This is a genomic window from Streptomyces sp. NPDC055099 (assembly GCF_053607685.1).
In genome coordinates, this window is sequence record NZ_JBSGUA010000007.1 from 347,960 (window position 1) to 370,281 (window position 22,322).

Consider the following 22,322-nt stretch of genomic DNA (forward strand, 5'->3'; position numbering starts at 1 on the left):
ATGGCGCTCAGCGTGGAACTCATACGGGCCGACGTCGCCGACGTCCTGGGCGAGGACCCGGCCGACATCCCCGTCGACGAGAACCTCGTCGACTACGGCCTCGACTCGGTGCGCATCATGTCGCTCATCGAGCGCTGGCGCCGCGAGCACGACATCACGGCCACCTTCGTGGACCTGGCCGAACAGCCCGCCATCGAGGCCTGGGCGCCGCTGCTTGGAGCCACGGCATGAGGCTCACCGCTGCCCAGTCGGGCATGTGGTTCGCGCAGGCGCTCGACCCCGGCAGCCCGGCGCAGAACACGGCCGAGTGCCTGGAGATCCACGGGCCCATCGACCCGTCGCTGTTCGCGCAGACGCTGCGACAGGTCGTGTCCGAGGCCGACGCGCTGCGCGTGAGGATCATCGAAGGGGCCGACGGGCCCAGCCAGTTGGAGGTCGTCGACCCGACGCTTCCGCTCAAGGTGCGCGACCTGCGCGCCGCGTCCGACCCGGACGCCGAGGCGCAGGCGTGGATGCGCGAGGACCTGGCCACGCCGTTCGACCTGGCGGCCGGGCCGCTGTTCGCGCACGCGCTGTTCCGCGTCGGCGACGAGCGCTGGCTGTGGTACCAGCGGGTGCACCACATCGTGATGGACGGCTTCGGGTACTCGCTGCTCGCCCGTCGCACCGCCGAGGTCTACACCGCGCTCGCCGCGGGCGAGGAGCCCGGCGAGAGCCCCTTCGGGCGGCTCGAGGACCTGGTCGCCGAGGACACCGCGTACCGCGCCTCGGAGACGTTCGAGACGGACCGCCGCTTCTGGGACGGCGCCTTCGCCGACCGCCCCGACGCCCCCAACCTGGCCGGGCGCACGGCGCTGCCGTCGCGCACCTTCCACCGCCGCAGCGCCCGCCTCTCCCCCGAGGCGACCTCGCGGCTGCGCGAGTCGGCGTCCTCGATGCGGGCGACCTGGCCCGAGGTGCTCGTCGCCGCGCAGGCCCTGTACGTCTCCCGGGCCACCGGCTCGGCCGAGGTGGTGCTCGGCCTGCCGATGATGGGCCGCATGGGCTCGGTGGCGCTCCGCGTGCCCGGCATGGTGATGAACGTGCTGCCGCTGCGGCTCACCGTGACCCCGCAGGCCACCTTCGCGGAGCTGACCCGCCAGGTGGTGCTCGGCATCCGCGCCGCCCGCCGCCACCAGCGCTACCGCTACGAGGACATCCGCCGCGACCTGGGCCTCCTCGGCGAGGGCCGGTCCCTGGTCGGGCCGCTGATCAACGTCATGCCGTTCGACTACGGACTGACCTTCGCGGGGGCCCGCACCGACGCCCACAACCTGTCGGCCGGCCCGGTCGAGGACCTCACGGTCAATGTCTACGACCGCGCCGACGGCAGCGGCCTGCGCATCGACTACGACGGCAACCCCGCCCTGTACGAGCCGGACGAACTCGGCGTCCACCAGGCGCGGTTCATGGAACTCCTGGAGCGCATCGCCGACGCGGGTCCGCACACGCCGCTGGCCGAGCACACCATCGCCCGTCGCGGTGAACTCACCTTGGTGATCGACGAGTTCAACGCCACCGACCACCCGGTGCCTCCCACCACGCTGATCGGCCCGATCGAGGGCCAGGCGGTCCGCACCCCGGACGCCACCGCCCTGGTCTTCGGCGACCAGGAGCTCACCTACGCAGAACTGAACACCCGCGCCAACCGCCTCGCCCACCACCTCATCGAGGCCGGGGTACGTCCGGGCGCGCTCGCGGCGGTCGCCGTGCCCCGCTCCCTGGACCTGGTGATCACGCTCCTCGCCGTGCTGAAGGCGGGCGGCGCCTACCTCCCGCTCGACCCGGACTATCCGGCGGACCGGCTCGCGTACATGCTGGACGACGCGGGCCCGGCCTGCGTGATCGCCGACCGCGCCGACCGGGTGCCCGCGTCGGGCGTCCCGCTCGTCGCCCTGGACACCCTGGACACGACGCCGTACGGCACGTACGACCCGCCGCGGGCGCTCACCCCGCACCACCCCGCCTATGTCATCTACACGTCTGGCTCGACCGGCCGCCCCAAGGGCGTCGTCGTGCCCCACTCGGCGATCGACAACCGGCTGCGCTGGATGCAGGCGACGTACGAACTCGCCGCCGGTGACCGGGTGTTGCAGAAGACGCCGTCCGGTTTCGACGTGTCGGTGTGGGAGTTCTTCTGGGGGCTGCGGGTGGGCGCGACGCTCGTCGTCGCCGAACCGGGGGGCCACAAGGACCCGGCGTACCTCGCGCGGGTCATCCGCGAACAGGACATCACCGTCTGCCACTTCGTGCCGTCGATGCTCCAGGTGTTCCTGGCCGAGCCCGCAGCCGCGGACTGCACGGGCCTGCGGCACGTCTTCTGCAGCGGCGAGGCGCTGCCGCGCGAGACGGTGCGGGAGTTCGGGCGCGTGCTCGACGGCGTGCCGCTGCACAACCTGTACGGGCCGACCGAGGCCGCCGTCGACGTGACGTACCACCCGTGCGCCACCGACGCGACGGGCCCGGTGCCGATCGGCAAGCCCGTCTGGAACACCCGCCTGTACGTCCTGGACGCGGCGCTCCAGCCGTGCCCGCCCGGCATCCAGGGCGAGTTGTACCTGGCCGGGACGCAGCTGGCAGCCGAGTACCTGGGGCGGCCCGAACTGACCGCGTCCCGCTTCGTCGCCGACCCCTACGGCCCGCCCGGCACCCGTATGTACCGCACGGGCGACCTGGCGCGCTGGACCGAGCACGGCGAGATCGAGTACCTGGGTCGCACCGACCATCAGGTGAAGCTGCGTGGCCTGCGCATCGAACTGGGCGAGATCGAGGCCGAGTTGGCGGCCGATCCCTCCGTGGGCGCGGCAAGCGTCCTGGTGCGCGAGGACCGGCCGGGCGACCAGCGGCTCGTCGGGTACGTGACGCCCTCCGACACCGGAGCCGTCCCGGACCCCGAGAAGCTGCGCATCCGGCTCGCCGGGACCCTGCCCGACTACATGGTGCCGGGCGCGATCCTCGTCCTGGACGACTTCCCGCTCAGCCCGAACGGCAAGCTGGACCGGCGCGCCCTGCCCGCCCCCGCCTTCGAGGGGTCGGGCGACGGCGGCCGGGTGCCGAGCGGTCACCGTGAGGAAACGCTGACCCGGCTCTTCGCCGAGATCCTCGGAGTGCCCCAACTCGGCGTGGACGACGCCTTCTTCGACCTGGGCGGCACCTCGCTCCTCGCGGCCCGCCTGGTCGCCAGGGTCCGCGACACGCTCGGCGCGGAACTCACCATCGGCACGCTCTTCCAGGCGCAGACCCCGGCCGCACTCGCCGCCCTCCTGGACGCGGACCACAGCGCGGCCGACCACTCCCTGGACGTGCTGCTCCCGCTGCGCGCGGGCGGTGACCGCGCCCCGCTGTTCGCCTTCCACCCGGCGGGCGGCGTGAGCTGGTGCTACTCGGGACTGCTCTCGCGGCTCGACCCCGGGCAGCCGGTGTACGGCCTCCAGGCGCGCGGACTGCACGGCGAGGGGGGACTCCCCTCCACCATGGAGGAGATGGCGGCCGAGTACGTCGAGGCACTGCGCGCGGTCCGGCCGCACGGCCCCTACCGGCTGCTGGGCTGGTCGGTCGGCGGTGTCCTCGCCCACACGGTCGCCGTACTCCTCCAAGAGGCGGGCGAGGAGGTCGAGTTGCTCGCGCTGCTCGACGCCTACCCCTCCGACCAGTGGCGCGACGCCGTGGTACCGGAAGAGGCGGACGCCTTGGCGGCGCTGCTGCGGATGGCAGGCTACGACCGTACGGACGAGATGACCCGCGAGGACGTCCTGGCGACGCTGCAGCGTGAGGGCAGCGCTCTGGCGGGCCTGCCGGACCGCACCCTGTCGGCGGTCCTCGACATCGTGGTCAACAACGCCCGCCTGATGCGCGAGCACGACCACCGTCCCTTCGACGGCGACGCCCTGTTCTTCACGGCGGCCGCGCCGCGCGCCGAGGACTGGCTGACGAGGGAGGCCTGGGCGCCGTACGTCACCGGTTCGATCACCAACCACGACGTGGACTGCCTGCACCCGGAGCTGACCCAGCCGCGCCGCCTCGACGAGGTCTGCGCCGTCCTCGCCGCCCGCCTCAAGGAGCTGGACCACGCATGACGACAACTCCCAGCCCCTTCGACCAGGTCGCTCCCGTCGACGCCGACACCGACCCGACCCACCTGATCCTGGAGAACACGCTCGGCGAGTACTCCCTGTGGCCGGTCTTCCGCGCCGCGCCCGAGGGCTGGACCACGGTCTACGGCCCCGAGACGTACGGCCGTTGCGTCGCCCGCCTCCAGGATCCGCCCGCGTGACGGAGATCCAGCTCGTCCGCCCGGCCCCGCTCGACGTGTCGCTCCTCGACGCGGAGGAGCGGCGCCGGGCGGCGGCGTTGCGGCGCCCGGCGGACCGGGAGCTGTACGCGGCGGCGCACACGGCGCTGCGCGTGCGGCTCGGCGCCTGCCTCTCCGTCGACCCGGCGGCGGTGGAGCTGGTACGGCTGCCGTGCCCGCTGTGCGGTGAGCCGCACGGCCGCCCCGCGGTGGCCGGAGGCGCGGGCCCGCACTTCTCCCTCTCCCACACGGACGGCCTGGCCCTGCTCGCCTTCTCGGACCGGCCGGTCGGCGCCGACGTGGAGAGGCTCCCGTCCGCGAGCACGGTGGCGGACGTGACAACATCCCTGCACCCCCAGGAACGAACGGAGCTGTCCGAACTCCCTGCGGCGGCCCGCCCCTTGGCCTTCGCCCGCTGCTGGACACGCAAGGAGGCATACTTCAAGGGAACAGGGGAGGGCCTCGCCGGCGGCGGGATGACCTCGCTCCTGGTCGGCACAGGCACCACACCCGTCGACGTCCAAGGCTGGACGATACGAGACGTGACAGCCCCTGAGGGCTACGCGGCAGCGGTCGCCACCGAGGACTCCCCCGTGGAGTCCGCGCCCAGCAGTCCGACCAAACCGTCCGCGAGTTCCGTGCGCCAGCACAAGTAGTCGTGGCCGCCGTTGAACTCGCGATACACGGCGTCCTCGTAGCCCTTCTCCCGCAAGGTGGCGCGCAGCCTGCGCATCGCGGGGAGCGCGACCCACTCCTGCTCGCCGGCCGACAGCCAGAAGCGGACGGGGAGCTTCTCGCTCTCGGCGATGCGGCCGGTCAGCCACTCGGAGCGTTCGAGGTCGGGGCCGTCCGGCCACCAGAAGGACCCCGACTGCGCCAGGACGCGGCCGAACCGCCCCGGCGCGATCACTCCGGCGTACGCGGCGGTGAGGCCGCCCAGGCTCTGCCCCGCGATCACGGTCCGCGCCGGATCGGCGGTCAGGGAGAGGCGCTCGCCCGCCCAGGGCAGCAGCTCGGCCTGGAGGAACCCGACGAACCGTTCGTTGCAGGCGAGCTCGGCCCAGCGCTGATCGGCGCTCAGGGATTCGGGCAGCAGCGCGGCCAGCGGCGGGATGCGGCCGTCGGCGATGAGGTTGTCCAGGAGGGCCGCGACATCCAGACCCGGCTGCCACATCTCACCGTCCATGAGCACGAGCACGGGCAGATCGCGCCCGCCGCCCGGCGGCTCGTACAGGTGCACCCGGCGTTCGTTGCCGAGGAGTTCGCTGCGGACGGTGTGCGTGCTGACGGTGCCGCGCGCGACGCCCTCGCGACGCTGCCAGTCGTCACCTGCCGGCGCCTGCGGCAACTCCACGCACGAGACCGGCTCACCACCCCAACGCCGGGTGAGCGTAAGGGAGTTGAGCGGGTCGGTGCGCTGCTGCTGCCGCAGCCAGGGCCAGTATCCGGCGTCGTCGACCCCGGGCCCGTCCCCCTCGTCCACGCACAGGCTGTATGTCGCCCGCCAGTCCGCCCGCATCCGGATCGACCAGTGCCAGATGTCCGTGCCGGGCACCCGCTCCATCAGGTTGGGGGCCATGTCACGCGGGTCGACGATCTTGTTCGGCATGACGAGGACGGCGCGGGTCGCGTCCGTGCCACGCCACAGGAAGGTGACCACGCGGTGCTGGTCGTCGCCCCGCGGGTCGGGCTCGACGACCGGCGCCCCGCCCGCCGCCCGCACGGCGTCCCAGAAGTCGCCGCCCCGCTCCACGGCCTGCGCCACCCACGCGCTGACCGCACGCTCGACCGGCCGCGGCCGCGGGATGCGGGGCGGCCGGCGGGTCGCCCCGGTGGGAGGAGCGGTGAGCGGCATGAGGAAGCCTCCAGGGGTTCACTGCGTACGCGTAGCTAAGGGTGACCTTACTTGAGCCCCTCACCCTTGGGACGACCAGGGCCGGGCCACGTCCACCAACCCGGGGGCCAGCGGTACATTGCCGCCTATGTCGATACCGAATCCCCAGCCCAACCAACCCAATCAGCCCGCCCAGCCCAATCCGTACCAGCAGACCCCGCCGAATCCGTACCAGCAGCCCCCGGGCGCGGTGCCACCCCAAGGCTCGCCCCAGCCCTTCGGCCAGCCGCCGGGTCCGTACGGCCAGCAGCCGGGCCCCTACGGCCAGCCGCCCGCACCGCCCGCGCCTCCGGCAGGCCCGCGCAAGCCCACGCCCGGCTGGGTGTGGGGCATCGGCGGCGTCGTGGTCGCCTCGGCCCTGTGGGCGGGAGCGCTCTTCGCCACCGGCAACCTCGGCTCCACCGGCGGCGACGGCGACGACGCGAAGGCGGACCTCGCCGGATACCAGTACGCGAAGAACCTCTGCGACGTCTCCCCGCTCGACGCCTTCAAGGAGAAGTACGAGATCGACTCGGACTCCACCTCGACCACTCACTACGGCACCCGGCAGAAGGGCTTCGACCAGAGCTACTGCAGCCGCAAGCTCAAGGACCCGGAGGCGGACGCCGACTCGTATTCGAGCATCTACGTCTACTCGACCGCCCGCTGGCACAAGGCCACCGACCCGAAGGGCGAGTTCGCCTCCGAGCAGAAGGCCTACGAGGACCAGTCGCAGAAGACGTACACCTACAAGACCAAGGCCGTCAGCGGCATCGGCGACGAGGCCTACCTGGTGACCGACAGGAGTGGCACCAGCGGTACCAGCGGCACGAGCGACGACCTCAACGGCATGACGCTCGCCGTGCGGGAGGGCTGGTTCACCATCGAGACGCGCTGGAGCTACTACGGCGGCGCGGACGACAAGTCCGAGCCGCCGACCGCTTCGGAGGTCGAGGAGATGCTCAAGTCCGACACGCGCGCCGCGATGGAAGGGCTCAAGAAGTGAGGGACGGGCTCGTGCGGTCCTGAACTGGACTCAGCACAGGGGCGGGGCGGGGCGGACGAGGCCCGACTGGTAGGCGATGACGACCAGTTGGGCACGGTCACGGGCATCGAGCTTGGTCATGGCGCGCTGGACGTGCGTGCGTACGGTCAGCGGGCTGACGAAGAGCGCGTCGGCGATCTCGGCGTTGGACTTCCCCTCGGCGACCAGAGCCATCACCTCCCGCTCGCGGGCGGTGAGCGCGGCGAGACTCTCGGGCGGCACCAGGTGGCCGCCGGGTTCGGGGGTGGCGAGGAAGCGGGTGATGAGGGCGCGCGTGGCCGACGGGGAGAGCAGCGAGTCGCCCGCGACCACGGTACGGATCGCGCCGAGGAGTTCGTCGACTCCCACGTCCTTGCCGAGGAATCCGCTCGCTCCGGCGCGCAGGGCCTGGGCGACGTACTCGTCGGTCTCGAAGGTCGTGAGGATGAGGACACGGGTCGCGGCGAGGTCCGGGTCGGCGCAGATCCGGGCGGTCGCGGCCAGGCCGTCCGTGCCCGGCATGCGGATGTCCATGAGGGCCAGGTCGGGGCGGTGGATGTGGGTGAGTTCGAGGGCTTCCTCGCCGTCGGTGGCCTCGGCGACCACCTCCATGTCGTCGCAGGAGTCGATCAGGATGCGGAAGGTCGCCCGGAGGAGGGCCTGGTCGTCGGCAAGCAGGACGCGGAGGGTCATGTGGTGCGGTTCTCTTCCGTGTTCTCGGGGTGCGGCGGCAGGTGGGCGGTGACTTCGAAACCGCCTTCGGGGCGATGGCCGGCGTGCAGGTGACCGCCGACGGAGTGGGCGCGTTCCCGCATGCCTATGAGCCCGTAGCCATGTCCTCCGGCGGGTGTGGCGGGCGCCGTGTGGTGTCCGTCGTCGGTGACCTCGAGGGTCAGGCCGTCGGGGGCGTGGGTCAGATGGACGTACGCCGTCTCCGTGCGGGCGTGTTTGCTGACGTTGGTGAGCGCTTCCTGCACGATCCGGAATGCTGTCAGATCGACCGCCGCCGAGAGCGGCTGCGGCTCGCCCTCCGTGGTGACGGTGACCGTGAGTCCGGTGGAGGCGAACGACGCGGTGAGGTCGGCGAGCCGGGCGAGCCCGGGTTGCGGCTCCAGGGGGGACGGCCCCAGAGGGGACGGCTCCAGGGGCGTGTCGGTGTCGCTCGCCTGGCGCAGCAGCCCCACGGTGGCCTTGAGCTCCCGCAGAGCCGTCGCGGTGGTGCCCGTGAGGTCGGTGAGGATCTGCTTGGCCTGGCCGGGGTGGGTGTCCGCGAGGTGCGCGGCCGTGCCGGCCTGGGCGTTGGCCAGGGTCAGGTGGTGGGCGACGACGTCATGCAACTCCCTTGCGATGCGCATGCGTTCGGCGTGCGCGGCACGGGCCTGCAGGGACTCCAGGTAGGCACGGCGCAGTTGGACGCCACTGCCGAACATCGCTGACAGGAGGATCCAGGCGATGGGGTTGAGCGTCTTGAGCAGCAGCGAGTGGTTGACGGTGTCCGCGAACAGGGCGGTGCCCCCCACCAGGACGGCGACGACGAGCGTGTACCCACGGGTGACCCTGCGGCCGCTGCCGACGGCCAGCCAGTAGAGCGCCACCATGACCGGGCCCAAGAGCAGGGGCGTGAGCAGGAAGCCCATCGCGCTTGTGCCCATGGCGCACACCGTGGTCACGGCGACGACGGTGCGGGGACGGCTGCGCTGCCACAGCAGGGTCGTGCAGCCGACGCCCGAGGCCAGCACGCCGGCCCACCACGCGGGCCGGTCGGAGGGACTGGTGGTGCTGAGCATGCTGCCGGAGAAGGAGACGCCGAACAGCAGCAGTGCCACGGCCGCGTCGGCGACGCGGGGGTGGGCCTCCGCGCGGCGCTGCCAGCTGGTGAGCATCGAGTTCTCCGATCATGAGTCTTCAGCCATCGTCGGCCACGCGGCGTCCGGAGGGGCGCAGGCCGCCCCGTGTCCCGCACGGGGCGGTCCCGCGTCGTACTGCTCGGCCACCCGGCCACACGCTTCGTCACGCGGTCTTTGTCAGGTCCGCACCGACTCGCGATCGGCAGGCCGGGCGGGGGCCGGTATGACGGCGGACCTGCGGCTGAGCGCCTCGCCCTCCACGTCGACGCGGGGCAGCAGCCGGTCCAGCGGGCGCGGCAGCCACCACGCCGCCTTACCGAGCAGGGCGAGGACGGCGGGGACGAGCGCCATACGGACGACGAACGCGTCGAACAGGACGGCCACGGCAAGTCCGAACCCGATCGTCTTGATCATGGATTCGCCGGCGCCGATGAACCCGGAGAACACCGCCATCATGATCAGCGCGGCCGCCACCACGACACGTGCGCTGTACCGGAATCCGCTGACGACGGCCTGCCCCGGCCGGTCCCCGTGCACGTACGCCTCGCGCATACGTGCGACGAGGAACACCTCGTAGTCCATGGCGAGCCCGAACACGATGCCCACCAGGAAGATCGGCATCAGGCTCATGATCGGACCGGTCTGTTCGACGCCGAGGAGCCCGGCGCCCCAGCCCCACTGGAAGACGGCGACGACTGAGCCGAGAGCGGCGCCGACCGACAGGAGGAAACCGAGGGCCGCCTTGACCGGTACGAGGACGGAGCGGAAGACCACCATCAGGAGCAGCACGGCCAGGCTCACCACGACGGCGAGATACGGAATCAGGGCGTCCTGCACCTTCTGGGCCATGTCTATGTTCATCGCCGTGGACCCGGTGACCTCGAAGGTGGCCCCCTGGGTGGTGGCCTCGATCGCGGGACGGTCGCCGCGGATGCCGTGGACGAGGTCCTTGGTCTTCTGGTCGGTGGGAGCGGCTGCCGGCACAGCGGTGAACATCGCGGTGTCACCGGAGGGGTTGAACTGCGCGGGCGACACGGACACGACCCCCTCCGTGGCGCCGACGCGCTGCTCGACGGTCGTCACCGCGGCCTTCGGATCGGCCGCCCCCTTGGCGTCGACGACTATGGTCAGCGGTCCGTTGAACCCGGGACCGAAGCCGTCGGCGAGGGCGTCATAGGCGCGGCGTTCCGTGGTCGAGGTGGGCTTGGCCTCGTCCCCCGGCATGCCGAGCCGGAGATCGAGCACCGGCAGGGCCAGCGTGCCGAGCCCCGCGACGGAGGCGAGCAGCACGGGGACGGGGCGGCGCAGGACGAACCTGGCCCAGCGGCTGCCGCCGTTGCTCTCGCCGCCGTCGCGCTCACCCCCGCCCTTGAGGTTGCCGCGCCCGCGGCTGGAGCGGGAGAGCACCGCGTTCGGCCAGAGGCCGAGCAGGGCCGGGACGAGGGTGAGCGCGATGACGACGGAGACGACGACCGCCCCGGCGGCGGCCAGACCCATCTTGGTCAGCATCGGGATGCCGACCACCGAGAGCCCCGCCAGCGCGATGACCACGGTGAGCCCCGCGAAGACGACCGCGGAACCGGCCGTCCCCGCGGCGAGCCCCGCCGCCTCCTGGGGCGCGTGCCCCTTGGCCCGCTCCTCCCGGTAGCGGGAGACGACGAACAGGGCGTAGTCGATGCCGCAGGCGAGGCCGAGCATCGTGGCGAGGGTGCCGGTCGTCGCGGAAAGGCCGAGCGCGCTGCCCAGGGCCAGGATCGAGGCCATGCTGACGCCGACGCCGATGATCGCGGTCAGCAGCGGAAGGCCGGCCGCGGCCAGCGATCCGAAGGTGATCAGCAGGACGACGGCGGCGATGGCGACGCCGATCCCCTCGGCCGCCCCGCCCGCCTCGGGCTGGGTGGCGAGCGCGTTTCCGCCCGCCTCGACGGTCAGGCCCGCGTCCCTGGCTTCTTCCATGGCGCGCTCGAGGGCCGTCTTGCTCCGGTCGGTGAGGTCGCCGGACTCCACCTTGTACGTGACCGTCGCGTACGCCGTCGACTCGTCCTCGCTCACCCCCCGTGCCTTGAACGGGTCGGCCGCGTGGGCGACTTGGGGCCCGTCGGCCGCCTCGTCCACGAATCTCTCGACGGCCTCGCGGTTCTCGGCGGCGGTGACCTTTTGCCCGTCGGGGGCGACGAAGACGATGCGCGCGCTCGCCCCGTCGGCCGCGGCCCCGGGGAAGCGCTGCTCCATCAGGTCGAACGCCTTCTGGGACTCGATGCCGGGCATGGAGTTGCCCTCGTCCGGGGCGGCGGGCGCCGTGGCCGCGCCGAAGCCGACGGCACCTAGGACGGCCGCCCACAGCAGGGCGACGTACCAGCGCCGCCGGAAGGCCAGACGGCCAAGGCGATAGAGAAGAGTAGCCACGGGCAGAGGTCTCCAGATCTGGTCTCGGGTACCTCCACAGGTTCTCCGGGCGCGGGGGGTCCGGTCGTCGTGCACCTGCAGTCAATACGGCGTACTGACCTGGCAGTACTCACTCCCGTCTCGTCATACGTGGGAGTTACTTCCCCCTAGGGGGAGTTGCTCCCCCGGGCCGAGGTGGTCACGGGCGCGGCCAGGGGTGGCCCTCCAGGCGCTCGATGTCGCTGTTGAAGCGCTGGAGAAAGCCCGCGAACGCGGCCACGTCCTCCGCCGACCAGTCGTCCATGACCTTCTCCAGGCTGAGGGTGTACTCGGCGCGGTCGGCGTCGAGTTGCCGCGCGCCCTCGGCGGAGATGCGGAACTTGCGGGCCATGCCGCCGTCGGGGTCCGGGATGCGCTCGACGAGGCCGCCGCGCATCATCGCGGCGGTCTGCCGGTTCAGGGTGGAGGCGTCGAGGCCGAAGGCGTCGGTGAGCTGCCCGATGGACATGGGCCCGTCCATCTGGATGCGGCTGAGCAGGATGTACGCGCTGCGGTCGAGGCGCCCGCCGGAGGAGCGTGTGCGGGGGTTGAAGAGGTGTGAATGCCGTCCGAGCAGCATCGTCTCGAATTCGACCCGCCGCACTGGCTTCTCCGTGCGGCCGGCGGGCTTGCTGTGGCGGCGACCGGGCTTTTCCATGAGGGCATTCTACTCGGCATATGCATCATGCACTTCATATGTATAGTGCACATCCTCGTGCCGTGGTGAGCATCGCGATGTCGTCAGGCCATCGCCACCCGGAAAGCCGAAGGAGAAGCCAGTGGTCAGCTCGAAGCCCGATGTCCGCCCCGATGTGCGCCCGGGGCGGATAGTCGGGGTACTCGCCCTCGCGGGCATCGTGGCCGCCGTCATGCAGACGCTGGTGGTACCCCTGATCGGCGACCTCCCCGGCATGCTCGACACCACCCCCTCGAACGCCTCGTGGGTGGTCACGGCGACGCTGCTCTCGGCGGCGGTGGCGACGCCGGTGGCCGGACGGCTCGGCGACATGTACGGCAAGCGGCGCATGCTGCTCGTCTCGGTGATACCGCTCGTGGTCGGCTCGGTGGTGTGCGCCCTCGCCTCATCCGTGGTGCCGATGATCATCGGCCGCGGACTGCAGGGCCTCGGCATGGGCGTGGTGCCGCTGGGCGTCAGCCTCCTGCGTGACGTGCTGCCGCCCGAGAAGCTCGGCTCCTCCATCGCCCTGATGAGCGCGTCCATGGGCGTGGGAGGTGCGCTCGGGCTGCCCTTCTCGGCGGCGGTCGCCGAGAACGCCAGCTGGCGTGTGCTGTTCTGGGTCGCCGCCGGCCTGAGCCTCCTGGTCGCCGTCCTGGCCTGGCTGTTCGTGCCCACCGGCCGGAAGGGCTCCGGCTCCGCCCGCTTCGACGTGCTGGGTGCGATCGGGCTCGGCAGCGGCCTCGTCTGCCTGCTGCTCGCCGTCTCCAAGGGCTCCGACTGGGGCTGGACGAGCGGCACCACGCTCGGCCTGTTCGCCGCCGCGCTCGTCATCCTGCTGGCCTGGGGCCGGTGGGAGCTGCGCAGCGACGAGCCGCTGGTGGACCTGCGCGTCACCGCCCGTCCGCAGATCCTGATGACCAACGCGGCCTCGGTGCTGGTCGGTTTCGCGATGTACGCCCAGTCGCTGGTCGTCCCCCAGCTCCTCCAACTGCCGGAGGCCACCGGCTACGGCCTGGGTCAGTCGATGATGGCCATGGGCCTGTGGATGGCACCGGCGGGCCTGATGATGATGGGCCTCGCACCGCTCGGCGCCAAGCTGTCGGACGCCCGCGGCCCCAAGGTCACCCTGGCCGTCGGCAGCCTGATCATCTCCCTCGGCTACGCCTCCTCCATACTGCTGCTCGGCTCCACCTGGGGCCTGCTGGCCGTGACGATCGTCTGCAACGCGGGCGTCGGCCTGGCGTACGGGGCGATGCCGGCGCTCATCATGGGCGCTGTCCCGCAGGAGGAGACCGCGTCGGCCAACAGCTTCAACACCCTGATGCGCTCGATCGGCAGCTCCGCGGCGGCGGCCGTGATCGGCGTGGTCCTCGCCCAGATGACGACGGACTTCGGCGGCCACTTCCTCCCGTCGGAGAACGGCTTCAAGACCGCCATGCTGATGGGCTGCGGTGTGGCCCTCGCGGCAGCGGCGGTGGCGTCGTTGATTCCGGTGCGCCCGGTGGATGCGGATTCCGACTCCCCCGAGACAGAGACAGACCCGCGTGCGGCTTCGGGCGCCACGGCCTGATCACCCATGTCATGCCCGCCCCTCTCTCCCGGGAAGGGCGGGCATGACAAAACCCCACGGCCTCAGAGAGGCCGTGGGGTTCTGGCTGGTGTCCGAGGGGGGACTTGAACCCCCACGCCCGATAAAGGGCACTAGCACCTCAAGCTAGCGCGTCTGCCATTCCGCCACCCGGACTAGGTGTCTGCCGTTCGCGGGTGTTCCCCGCGGCGACATGGACAACAATACCAAGCTTTCGGAGTGCCTTTCACCTGCGTATCCGTACGTCGACGGGCGGATGCCCGGTGACCCGATACGCCGCATCTACAGTCTCACCATGAGTGACGGGTTGGTTACGGAAGTGCTTGGTGGAGTGAAGGTACGGCGGCCCCGGCTGCTGTCCCCGTTGCGTGAGCATCTGCGGGACACCATGTGGTTCGCGCCGACCGCCGGGCTTGTGGGGGCCATGGTGCTGTGGGCCGTCGCCGCGGAGGTGGACAGCCGGGTCGTGGAGTTGCTGCAGGAGGACGGGGACTACGACACCGTCCGGAGCCTGATGGGGATCGCCGACGACGCCAAGGCGGTGATCAACACCATCGGCTCGGCCATGATGACGTTCATCGGTGTCGTCTTCAGCATCTCGCTCGTGGCCGTGCAGATGGCCAGCGGGCAGTTCAGCCCGCGGGTGGTGCGGCTGTACGTCAGGTCCCGGATCACCAAGATCACGCTCACCGTCTTCCTTGCGACGTTCCTGTTCTCGCTGATGACGCTGACGTCCTTCGACAGCGAGAGCGATCCGCGGCTGCTGACGAGCGTGCCGCTGGTCGAGTCGGTTCTGGCGATGGCGATGGTGTTCCTGAGCCTGCTGCTCTTCGTCGCGTACGTGAACGGCACCCTCCGCATGATGCGGATCAGCTTCGTCATCGACCGGATCGCCCGTGAGTCGTTCCGGGTGGCCGTGAAGCACCCGACCGAAGCCGCGGTGAACGGCGAGCGCCTCGGCCCCGCCACCGCCCGGATCACTCACGACGGGCGGGCCGGAGTGCTGCGGGACGTGAACATCGCCCGCGTCGTGCGGGCCGCCGGACGCCACGGTGTGGTGCTGCGACTGCTGCCGCGCATCGGAGACTTCGTGGTGCCGGGCACGCCGGTGTTCACCGTGCACGGCGGTGCGGCGCCACCCCCGCGCGCCCTGCGCTACACGGTGTCCGTGGGCGTGGAGCGCACCTTCCACCAAGACCTCGGGTTCGGGCTTCGCCAGCTCGCCGACATCGCGCTGCGAGCCCTCTCCCCCGCGGTGAACGACCCGACCACCGCCGTGCAGGCCCTTGACCGCATCGTCCAGTTCCTGACCTCGGTGGCCGCACATCCGCTGGGCGCCCTGCGCCACCGCGACCGGCGCGGGGTCGTACGCATGGTGCAGCCCGTACCGGACTGGACCGCGCTGGTGGACCTCGGGTTCGCCGAGATCCGAGGGTGCGCGGTCGGCAACCCACAGGTCACCCGGCGCATGATGGCCGGTCTCGACGACCTGCTGCGGCTCGCACCGCAGGAGCGCAGGGAGCCGCTCCTGCGTCACCGTGAGCTGCTCGCGCAGGCGGTGGAGCGCACGGTCCCGGAGGCCGCGGACCGCGCGTTCGCACTGCTGCCGGACCGGCAGGGCATCGGCTAGGCAACCGATCCTCTGCCGGATCCGGGCTCACGCCATCGGACCGGGGCTCACGCCATCAGGTGGTAACTCGGGAAGTTCCCCGGCGGCCGCTCCGGCGCCGGGCCGTGCGTGACCGCGCGCACCAGCAGCTCACCGCCGACGAAGGCGCCGCGCCAGGACGCACCGAAACCGCCGAACAGCTCCTCCCTGTCCCCGCGCGAGCGCGGCTTCCCGTGGCCCGTCTTGAAGGCACGGATCTGCGGCGCGAGACGCTCGTACGTCGCGGTGTCGTCGGTCGAGAGCGTGGCGACCAGCGCTCCGTTCGACGCGTTCATGGCGGCGAGCAGTTCCGCCTCCGTGTCGACCAGGACGATGGTGTCGACCGGGCCGAAAGGCTCCGCGTGGTGCAGCGGGGATGAGGGGGGTGGGTTGAGGAGCGTGACGGGGTGGACGTACGCGGCGGTGTCCTGGCCCGGCAGGAAGGCATCCGCCGCCGACGCGCCGCGGTACAGCGGCACCGCGCCACGGTCGATGGCCTCCGCCACCTGGTCGCCCAGCTCCTTGGCCTTGGCCGCGTTGATCAGCGGCCCGAAGTCGAGTTGCGGGAACGGGTCGTCGGCGTGCTCGACCGCCAGGGGGTGGCCGACGCGGACGGTGCGCACGGCCGGCAGGTAGGCGGCGAGGAACTCGTCGAAGAGGGCTCGCTGGACGACGAAGCGCGGGTACGCCGTGCAGCGTTGCTTGCCGTAGTCGAAGAGTTTGGGGATGACGGCGCTGAGCGCGTCCCAGTCGCTGAAGTTCCAGATGCCCCAGGTGTTCAGTCCTTCCTGTTCGAGGATGTGCCGCTTGCCGAGGTCGGCGACGGCGGTGGCGACGGCGGCGCCCGTGTCCCGTCCGCCGACGAAGGAGACGCAGCCGATCTCGGGTGCGCGGACCAGCGCTTCGGACAGTTCGCCCCCGCTGCCGCTCACGAGGGTGACGGGAATCCCCTCACGGACGGCCAGGGCGCACGCGAGGGTCAGACAGGCGACGCCGCCATCGGTCGGGGTCTTGGCGATGACCGCGTTGCCCGCGAGTGCCTGTACCAACACTGCGTGAACGAGCACGCTCATCGGGTAGTTCCAGCTCGCGATGTTGGATACCGGACCGTCCAGCGGGCTCCGGCCCCCGACCATCGGCTCGATGCCGTCGACGTACCAGCGCACGCCGTCGATGGCCCGGTCGACGTCGGCCTGGGCGAGCCGCCAGGGCTTGCCGATCTCCCAGACAAGCAGGAGCGCGAGCAGTTCGCGGTGTTCGGTGAGGGCGTCGAGGGTGGCGGCGACGCGGGCGCGCCGCTCGTCCAACGGGACGTGCCGCCAGGCCCGGTGCTGGCCGAGTGAGGCGCGTACGGCCTGCTGGGCGGTGGCGGCGTCGAGGCGCGGCGGGCCCGCGATGGGGCTGCCGTCGACGGGTGAGGTGGCGGGCAGGGCACGGCCGTCCGCCTGCCAGGTGCCGTTCCAGAGGTTGAGGACGCGGTCGTCGCGGAAGGCCTCGGGCGCGACGGCGACACAGCGTCGCCAGGCGTCGGCCCAGGCCGTACCGGCTTTGAGGACGCGGGGGCTGGTGAGGGTGGGTGCCATTCGTATGTCTCCGCTCACGGTGCACAAGTCGGGGCGGGAGGTGCATGGCTCGCACGGATGGGCTCGGATCTCGGTCCATGCGTATGGTCCGTGCGGTGTGCTGGGGGACGCTAGTGCAGTCGGCGCCTGCCACCTATGAGTGACATCACGCCCCGAGTCGGTTGAGAACGAGGCGGGCCGTTTCCGTCGGTGTGGCGCCGACCCGTACCCCCGCGGCTTCCAGCGCCTCCTGCTTCGCGCGCGCGGTGCCGGACGAGCCCGAGACGATCGCTCCCGCGTGGCCCATGGTCTTGCCCTCAGGCGCGGTGAAACCTGCGATGTAGGCGACCACGGGCTTGGTGACGGCCTGTTGGATGTAGGCGGCGGCGCGCTCCTCCGCGTCGCCGCCGATCTCCCCGATGAGGACGATCAGTTCGGTGTCGGGGTCGTCCTCGAAGGCGGCGAGGCAGTCGATGTGCGTGGTACCGACGACAGGGTCGCCGCCGATGCCGACACAGGTGGAGAAGCCGATGTCGCGCAGCTCGTACATGAGTTGGTAGGTGAGCGTGCCGGACTTCGACACCAGGCCGATGCGTCCGGACTTGGTGATGTCGGCGGGGATGATGCCCGCGTTGGCCTGGCCGGGGGTGATGAGTCCCGGGCAGTTGGGGCCGATGACGCGTGTGCCGCGCTCCTTGGCGTACGCGTGGAAGGCGACGGCGTCGTGTACGGGGATGCCCTCCGTGATGACCACGGCGAGACCGATCCCGGCGTCGGCGGCCTCGATGACCGCCGCCTTGGAGAAGGCGGGCGGCACGAAGACCACGGTGACGTCGGCGCCCGTGGCCTCGATGCCCTCGCGGACGGAGCCGAAGACGGGGACGGCCCGGTCGTCGAAGTCGATGGTGCGGCCGGCCTTGCGGGGGTTGACGCCCCCGACGACGTCCGTTCCGGCCGCGAGCATGCGCCGGGTGTGCTTCATGCCCTCGGCGCCGGTCATGCCCTGGACGAGGACCTTGCTCTCCTTGGTGAGATAGATCGCCATGTCCCTGCTCCTCAAGCTGCGTTGGTGTGACCGGCGAGTTCGGCGGCTCGGCGTGCGGCGCCGTCCATCGTGGTGGCCTGCTGGACCAGGGGATGGGAGCGGGCGTCGAGTATGGCGCGGCCGCGTACGGCGTTGTTGCCGTCGAGGCGGACCACCAGCGGCTTGGTCAACTGGACGGATTCCAGCGCTTGGACGATGCCGTCGGCGACGGCGTCGCATGCGGTGATGCCGCCGAAGACGTTGACGAAGACGGACTTGACCGCGGGGTCGGAGAGGATGACGGAGAGTCCGTCGGCCATGATCTGGGCGGAGGCGCCGCCTCCGATGTCGAGGAAGTTCGCGGGGCGCGCCCCGCAGCCGGCGACCACGTCGAGGGTGGACATGACGAGGCCCGCGCCGTTGCCGATGATGCCGACCTCGCCGTCGAGTTTGACGTAGTTGAGGCCCTTGGAGGCGGCAGCCGACTCCAGCGGGTCGCCGTGCTCGAAGTCGTCGGCACCCCAGCGGGCCTGGCGGAAGCGGGCGTTGTCGTCCAGGGTGACCTTGCCGTCGAGGGCGAGGATCTCTCCCTGGGTGTTTCGGACGAGGGGGTTCACCTCCACGAGGAGGGCGTCTTCGCGGATCAGCACCTGCCACAGCTTGACCAGGACGTCGGCGGTGGCCTCGGGGAGCCCCGCCGCGGCGGCGATCTCGGCGCCCTTCGCGTCGTCCACTCCCTTCGCCGGGTCGATCTCCACACGCGCGACGGCTTCCGGCCGGCTCGCCGCCACCTCCTCGATCTCCATGCCGCCCTCGGCGGACGCGATGGCGAGGAAGCGCCCCGCCGCGCGGTCCAATACGTACGAGACGTAGAACTCGCTTTCGATCTCCACGGGTTGGGCCACCATCACCTTGTGCACGGTGTGACCCTTGATGTCCATGCCGAGGATCTGGCGTGCGGTGATCTCGGCGGCGGCCGCGTCCGCGACCACCTTCACGCCGCCCGCCTTGCCGCGCCCGCCGGTCTTCACCTGGGCCTTGACGACGACGCGGCCACCCAGGCGCTCGGCGCCCGCGCGGGCCTCCTTAGCCGTGTCGGCGACCTCCGCTCGCGGCACCAAGATGCCGTGTTCCTCGAAGAGTTTCCTTGCCTGGTGCTCGAACAGGTCCATTCCGGCTCCTGACGCCTTGTCGTTCCGGGGAGCGAACCCCCCGCCTCCGAAAAGTGCCGCACGCCCCCTGGACACCACTGACCGGATGCGGGATAACAAGCTTCATACAGTATTCGTCGACTGTATGCAATCTACCGCGAGAGCACCTCCGAGCAGTGTGTGCGCAGCGTGTGAGCGCTCCAACTCCCCTACGAAGGGACAGGACTTCGCCATGCCCGACGGCAGCAGCGACACGAACCAGACCCACATCTCCGGTGGGCATCTGGTCGCCAAGGCACTCAAAGCAGAGGGTGTGGAGGTCATCTACACCTTGTGCGGCGGCCACATCATCGACATCTACGACGGCTGCGTCGACGAGGGGATCGAAGTCGTCGACGTACGCCACGAGCAGGTCGCCGCCCACGCGGCCGACGGTTACGCGCGCCTCACCGGAAAGCCCGGATGCGCCGTGGTGACGGCAGGACCGGGCACCACGGACGCCGTCACGGGCGTCGCGAACGCCTTCCGCGCCGAGTCCCCCATGCTGCTGATCGGCGGCCAGGGAGCGCACACCCAGCACAAGATGGGCTCACTCCAGGACCTTCCGCACGTCGACATGATGACGCCCATCACCAAGTTCGCCGCGACGGTGCCGGACACGGCGCGCGCCGCCGACATGGTCTCGATGGCCTTCCGCGAGTGCTTCCACGGCGCTCCTGGCCCGTCCTTCTTGGAGATACCGCGCGATGTGCTCGACGCCAAGGTGCCGGTGGACAAGGCCCGGGTGCCGCAGGCGGGGCGGTACCGCGCCTCCACCCGCTCCACCGGAGACCCCGAGGCCGTCGAGAAGCTCGCCGACCTGCTCGTGCACGCCGAGAAGCCCGCGATCCTGCTGGGCAGCCAGGTGTGGACGACGCGGGGAACCGCCTCCGCCATCGAACTCGTGCGGACCCTGAATGTGCCCGCCTACATGAACGGCGCGGGCCGCGGGACCCTGCCGCCCGGGGACCCGCACCACTTCCAGCTCTCGCGGCGGTACGCCTTCTCCAACGCCGACCTCATCGTCATCGTGGGAACGCCCTTCGACTTCCGCATGGGCTACGGGAAGCGGCTCTCCCCCGACGCCACGGTCGTACAGATCGACCTCGACTACCGCACCGTCGGCAAGAACAGGGACATCGACCTGGGCATCGTCGGTGACGCCGGACTCATCCTGAAGTCGGTCACCGAGGCCGCCTCCGGGCGCCTCAACGGAGGCGCGTCCAAGCGCAAGGAGTGGCTCGACGAGCTGCGCGCCGCCGAACAGACGGCGATCGAGAAGCGGCTTCCGAACCTCAAGTCCGACGCCTCGCCCATCCACCCCTACCGTCTCGTGAGCGAAATCAACGACTTCCTTACCGAAGACTCCATCTACATCGGCGACGGCGGCGACATCGTCACCTTCTCCGGGCAGGTCGTGCAGCCCAAGTCACCCGGCCACTGGATGGACCCCGGACCGCTCGGCACGCTCGGGGTCGGCATCCCCTTCGTGCTCGCCGCCAAGCAGGCGCGGCCCGACAAGGAGGTGGTGGCCCTCTTCGGAGACGGCGCCTTCTCGCTGACCGGATGGGACTTCGAGACGCTCGTCCGCTACAACCTGCCCTTCGTCGGGATCGTCGGCAACAACTCCTCGATGAACCAGATCCGCTACGGCCAGAAGGCCAAGTACGGCGAGGAGCGCCAGCGGATCGGCAACACCCTCGGAGACGTCCACTACGACAAGTTCGCCCAGATGCTCGGCGGCCACGGCGAAGAGGTACGCGACCCCGCCGACATCGGCCCCGCGCTGCGGCGGGCCCGCGAGTCGGGCAAGCCCTCGCTCATCAACGTATGGGTCGATCCGGACGCGTACGCCCCCGGGACCATGAACCAGACCATGTACAAGTGAGGAGCCCGCGCGATGACGACCAAGGCTCTTGAGGGCGTACGCGTCCTCGACATGACACACGTCCAGTCCGGGCCCTCCGCCACCCAGCTGCTCGCCTGGCTCGGTGCGGACGTGGTGAAGCTGGAGGCGCCCTCCGGAGACATCACACGCAAGCAGTTGCGCGACCTCCCGGACGTCGACTCGCTCTACTTCACGATGCTCAACTGCAACAAGCGGAGCATCACCCTCAACACCAAGACCGAGCGCGGCAAGGAACTCCTCACCGAGCTGATCCGGCGCTCCGACGTGATGGTGGAGAACTTCGGCCCCGGCGCCGTGGACCGGATGGGCTTCACCTGGGAACGCATCCAGGAGATCAACCCGCGGATCGTCTACGCCTCGATCAAGGGCTTCGGAGAGGGCCCCTACACCAACTTCAAGGCCTACGAAGTGGTCGCCCAGGCCATGGGCGGCTCCATGTCGACCACGGGCTTCGAGGACGGTCCGCCGCTCGCCACGGGCGCCCAGATCGGCGACTCCGGGACCGGCATCCACGCCGTCGCCGGCATTCTCGCCGCCCTCTTCCAGAGGGAGAACACCGGGCGCGGGCAGCGCGTGAACGTGGCCATGCAGCACGCCGTGCTCAACCTGTGCCGGGTCAAGCTGCGCGACCAGCAGCGCCTGGCGCACGGACCGCTCGCCGAGTACCCGAACGAGGACTTCGGGGACGAGGTGCCGCGCTCGGGCAACGCGAGCGGCGGCGGGCAGCCCGGCTGGGCGGTCAAGTGCGCGCCCGGCGGACCGAACGACTACGTGTACGTCATCGTGCAGCCCGTCGGCTGGCAGCCGCTCACCGAGCTCATCGGACGCCCCGAACTCGCGGAGGATCCCGAGTGGGCCTCTCCGGAGTCGCGGCTTCCCAAGCTCGGCAAGATGTTCCAGCTCATCGAGGAGTGGTCATCGACCCTCCCCAAGTGGGAGGTCCTCGAGCGGCTGAACGCCCACAACATCCCGTGCGGCCCGATCCTCTCCACCAAGGAGATCATCGAGGACGCCTCGCTGGCCGCGAACGAGATGGTCGTCGAGGTCGCGCATCCCCAGCGCGGCTCCTTCACCACGGTCGGCTCCCCGCTGAAGCTGTCGGACTCCCCCGTGAACGTGGTCAGTTCGCCGCTCCTGGGCGAGCACAACGCGGAGGTCTTCGTCGGTGAACTCGGTCTCGGCGACGAGGAACTGCGCCTGCTCAAGTCGAACGGAGTGATCTGA

Annotated in this window: 17 protein-coding genes and 1 tRNA gene; 9 read left to right on the forward strand and 9 right to left on the reverse strand. The window is 70.9% G+C overall.

Annotated features, from left to right (window positions below; genetic code table 11):
- Genes ACWFRU_RS20325 through ACWFRU_RS20340 form a run of 4 tightly spaced genes read left to right on the forward strand, consistent with a single transcriptional unit; the run spans position 1 to position 4,986 of the window.
- Complete coding sequence (locus ACWFRU_RS20325) at positions 1-231, forward strand: phosphopantetheine-binding protein (RefSeq protein ID WP_365815938.1); 231 nt, start codon at positions 1-3, stop codon at positions 229-231.
- Positions 228-4,115 (forward strand): amino acid adenylation domain-containing protein, encoded by a 3,888-nt coding sequence (locus ACWFRU_RS20330; RefSeq protein WP_453688819.1) that lies wholly within the window; start codon positions 228-230, stop codon positions 4,113-4,115. Before ACWFRU_RS20325 ends, ACWFRU_RS20330 begins: the two co-directional genes overlap by 4 nt.
- The gene (locus ACWFRU_RS20335) at positions 4,112-4,312 is read left to right on the forward strand and encodes an MbtH family NRPS accessory protein (RefSeq protein ID WP_453688821.1); all 201 of its coding nucleotides are present in this window, start codon (positions 4,112-4,114) and stop codon (positions 4,310-4,312) included. Before ACWFRU_RS20330 ends, ACWFRU_RS20335 begins: the two co-directional genes overlap by 4 nt.
- Positions 4,309-4,986 (forward strand): 4'-phosphopantetheinyl transferase family protein, encoded by a 678-nt coding sequence (locus tag ACWFRU_RS20340; RefSeq protein WP_453688823.1) that lies wholly within the window; start codon positions 4,309-4,311, stop codon positions 4,984-4,986. Before ACWFRU_RS20335 ends, ACWFRU_RS20340 begins: the two co-directional genes overlap by 4 nt.
- Here ACWFRU_RS20340 and fes read toward each other — a convergent pair.
- Entirely contained in the window at positions 4,890-6,185 is a 1,296-nt protein-coding gene (gene fes, locus ACWFRU_RS20345; protein WP_453688825.1) for an enterochelin esterase, read from the reverse strand. The genes ACWFRU_RS20340 and fes overlap by 97 nt on opposite strands.
- A 127-nt stretch (positions 6,186-6,312) precedes the next feature.
- On the opposite strand from fes, the gene ACWFRU_RS20350 reads away from it, so the two are divergent.
- Entirely contained in the window at positions 6,313-7,209 is an 897-nt protein-coding gene (locus tag ACWFRU_RS20350) for a hypothetical protein (RefSeq protein ID WP_453688827.1), read from the forward strand.
- Positions 7,210-7,239: 30 nt separating this feature from the next.
- Here the strand turns inward: ACWFRU_RS20350 and ACWFRU_RS20355 are convergent, their stop codons facing one another.
- The 4 genes from ACWFRU_RS20355 to ACWFRU_RS20370 form a co-directional block, all read right to left on the reverse strand.
- The gene (locus ACWFRU_RS20355; RefSeq protein ID WP_453688829.1) at positions 7,240-7,920 is read right to left on the reverse strand and encodes a response regulator transcription factor; all 681 of its coding nucleotides are present in this window, start codon (positions 7,918-7,920) and stop codon (positions 7,240-7,242) included.
- Positions 7,917-9,110 carry a sensor histidine kinase gene (locus tag ACWFRU_RS20360; RefSeq protein WP_453688831.1) on the reverse strand — a complete coding sequence of 398 codons (1,194 nt, stop codon included), beginning with the start codon at positions 9,108-9,110 and terminating at the stop codon, positions 7,917-7,919. The genes ACWFRU_RS20355 and ACWFRU_RS20360 overlap by 4 nt, the downstream gene beginning before the upstream one ends.
- A gap of 141 nt (positions 9,111-9,251) precedes the next feature.
- Positions 9,252-11,480 carry an MMPL family transporter gene (locus tag ACWFRU_RS20365; protein ID WP_453688833.1) on the reverse strand — a complete coding sequence of 743 codons (2,229 nt, stop codon included), beginning with the start codon at positions 11,478-11,480 and terminating at the stop codon, positions 9,252-9,254.
- A gap of 178 nt (positions 11,481-11,658) precedes the next feature.
- Positions 11,659-12,156, reverse strand: a complete 498-nt coding sequence (locus tag ACWFRU_RS20370) for a MarR family winged helix-turn-helix transcriptional regulator (protein ID WP_453688835.1) — start codon at positions 12,154-12,156, stop codon at positions 11,659-11,661.
- A gap of 121 nt (positions 12,157-12,277) precedes the next feature.
- Here ACWFRU_RS20370 and ACWFRU_RS20375 point away from each other — a divergent pair, with 121 nt between their 5' ends.
- On the forward strand, positions 12,278-13,747 hold the full coding sequence (locus ACWFRU_RS20375; RefSeq protein WP_453688837.1) for an MFS transporter: 1,470 nt from the start codon (positions 12,278-12,280) through the stop codon (positions 13,745-13,747).
- Between the two features lie 86 nt (positions 13,748-13,833).
- Here the strand turns inward: ACWFRU_RS20375 and ACWFRU_RS20380 are convergent.
- A tRNA-Leu gene (locus tag ACWFRU_RS20380) sits at positions 13,834-13,921 on the reverse strand.
- A gap of 139 nt (positions 13,922-14,060) precedes the next feature.
- On the opposite strand from ACWFRU_RS20380, the gene ACWFRU_RS20385 reads away from it, so the two are divergent.
- Positions 14,061-15,395, forward strand: a complete 1,335-nt coding sequence (locus ACWFRU_RS20385) for a DUF2254 domain-containing protein (RefSeq protein WP_453688838.1) — start codon at positions 14,061-14,063, stop codon at positions 15,393-15,395.
- A gap of 47 nt (positions 15,396-15,442) precedes the next feature.
- Here ACWFRU_RS20385 and ACWFRU_RS20390 read toward each other — a convergent pair whose 3' ends face one another.
- The 3 genes from ACWFRU_RS20390 to sucC all read right to left on the reverse strand — a co-directional run bounded on the left by ACWFRU_RS20390 (position 15,443) and on the right by sucC (position 19,171).
- The gene (locus ACWFRU_RS20390; RefSeq protein ID WP_453688840.1) at positions 15,443-16,996 is read right to left on the reverse strand and encodes an aldehyde dehydrogenase family protein; all 1,554 of its coding nucleotides are present in this window, start codon (positions 16,994-16,996) and stop codon (positions 15,443-15,445) included.
- 145 nt (positions 16,997-17,141) lie between these two features.
- Positions 17,142-18,020, reverse strand: a complete 879-nt coding sequence (gene sucD, locus ACWFRU_RS20395) for a succinate--CoA ligase subunit alpha (RefSeq protein WP_453688842.1) — start codon at positions 18,018-18,020, stop codon at positions 17,142-17,144.
- Positions 18,021-18,031: 11 nt separating this feature from the next.
- Positions 18,032-19,171, reverse strand: a complete 1,140-nt coding sequence (sucC, locus tag ACWFRU_RS20400) for an ADP-forming succinate--CoA ligase subunit beta (protein WP_453688844.1) — start codon at positions 19,169-19,171, stop codon at positions 18,032-18,034.
- 211 nt (positions 19,172-19,382) lie between these two features.
- Here sucC and ACWFRU_RS20405 point away from each other — a divergent pair, with 211 nt between their 5' ends.
- Both ACWFRU_RS20405 and frc read left to right on the forward strand, forming a co-directional pair.
- Positions 19,383-21,077: a thiamine pyrophosphate-binding protein gene (locus ACWFRU_RS20405; protein WP_453688846.1), complete on the forward strand. Its 1,695-nt coding sequence runs from the start codon at positions 19,383-19,385 to the stop codon at positions 21,075-21,077.
- Between the two features lie 12 nt (positions 21,078-21,089).
- Positions 21,090-22,322 (forward strand): formyl-CoA transferase, encoded by a 1,233-nt coding sequence (gene frc / locus ACWFRU_RS20410; RefSeq protein WP_453688848.1) that lies wholly within the window; start codon positions 21,090-21,092, stop codon positions 22,320-22,322.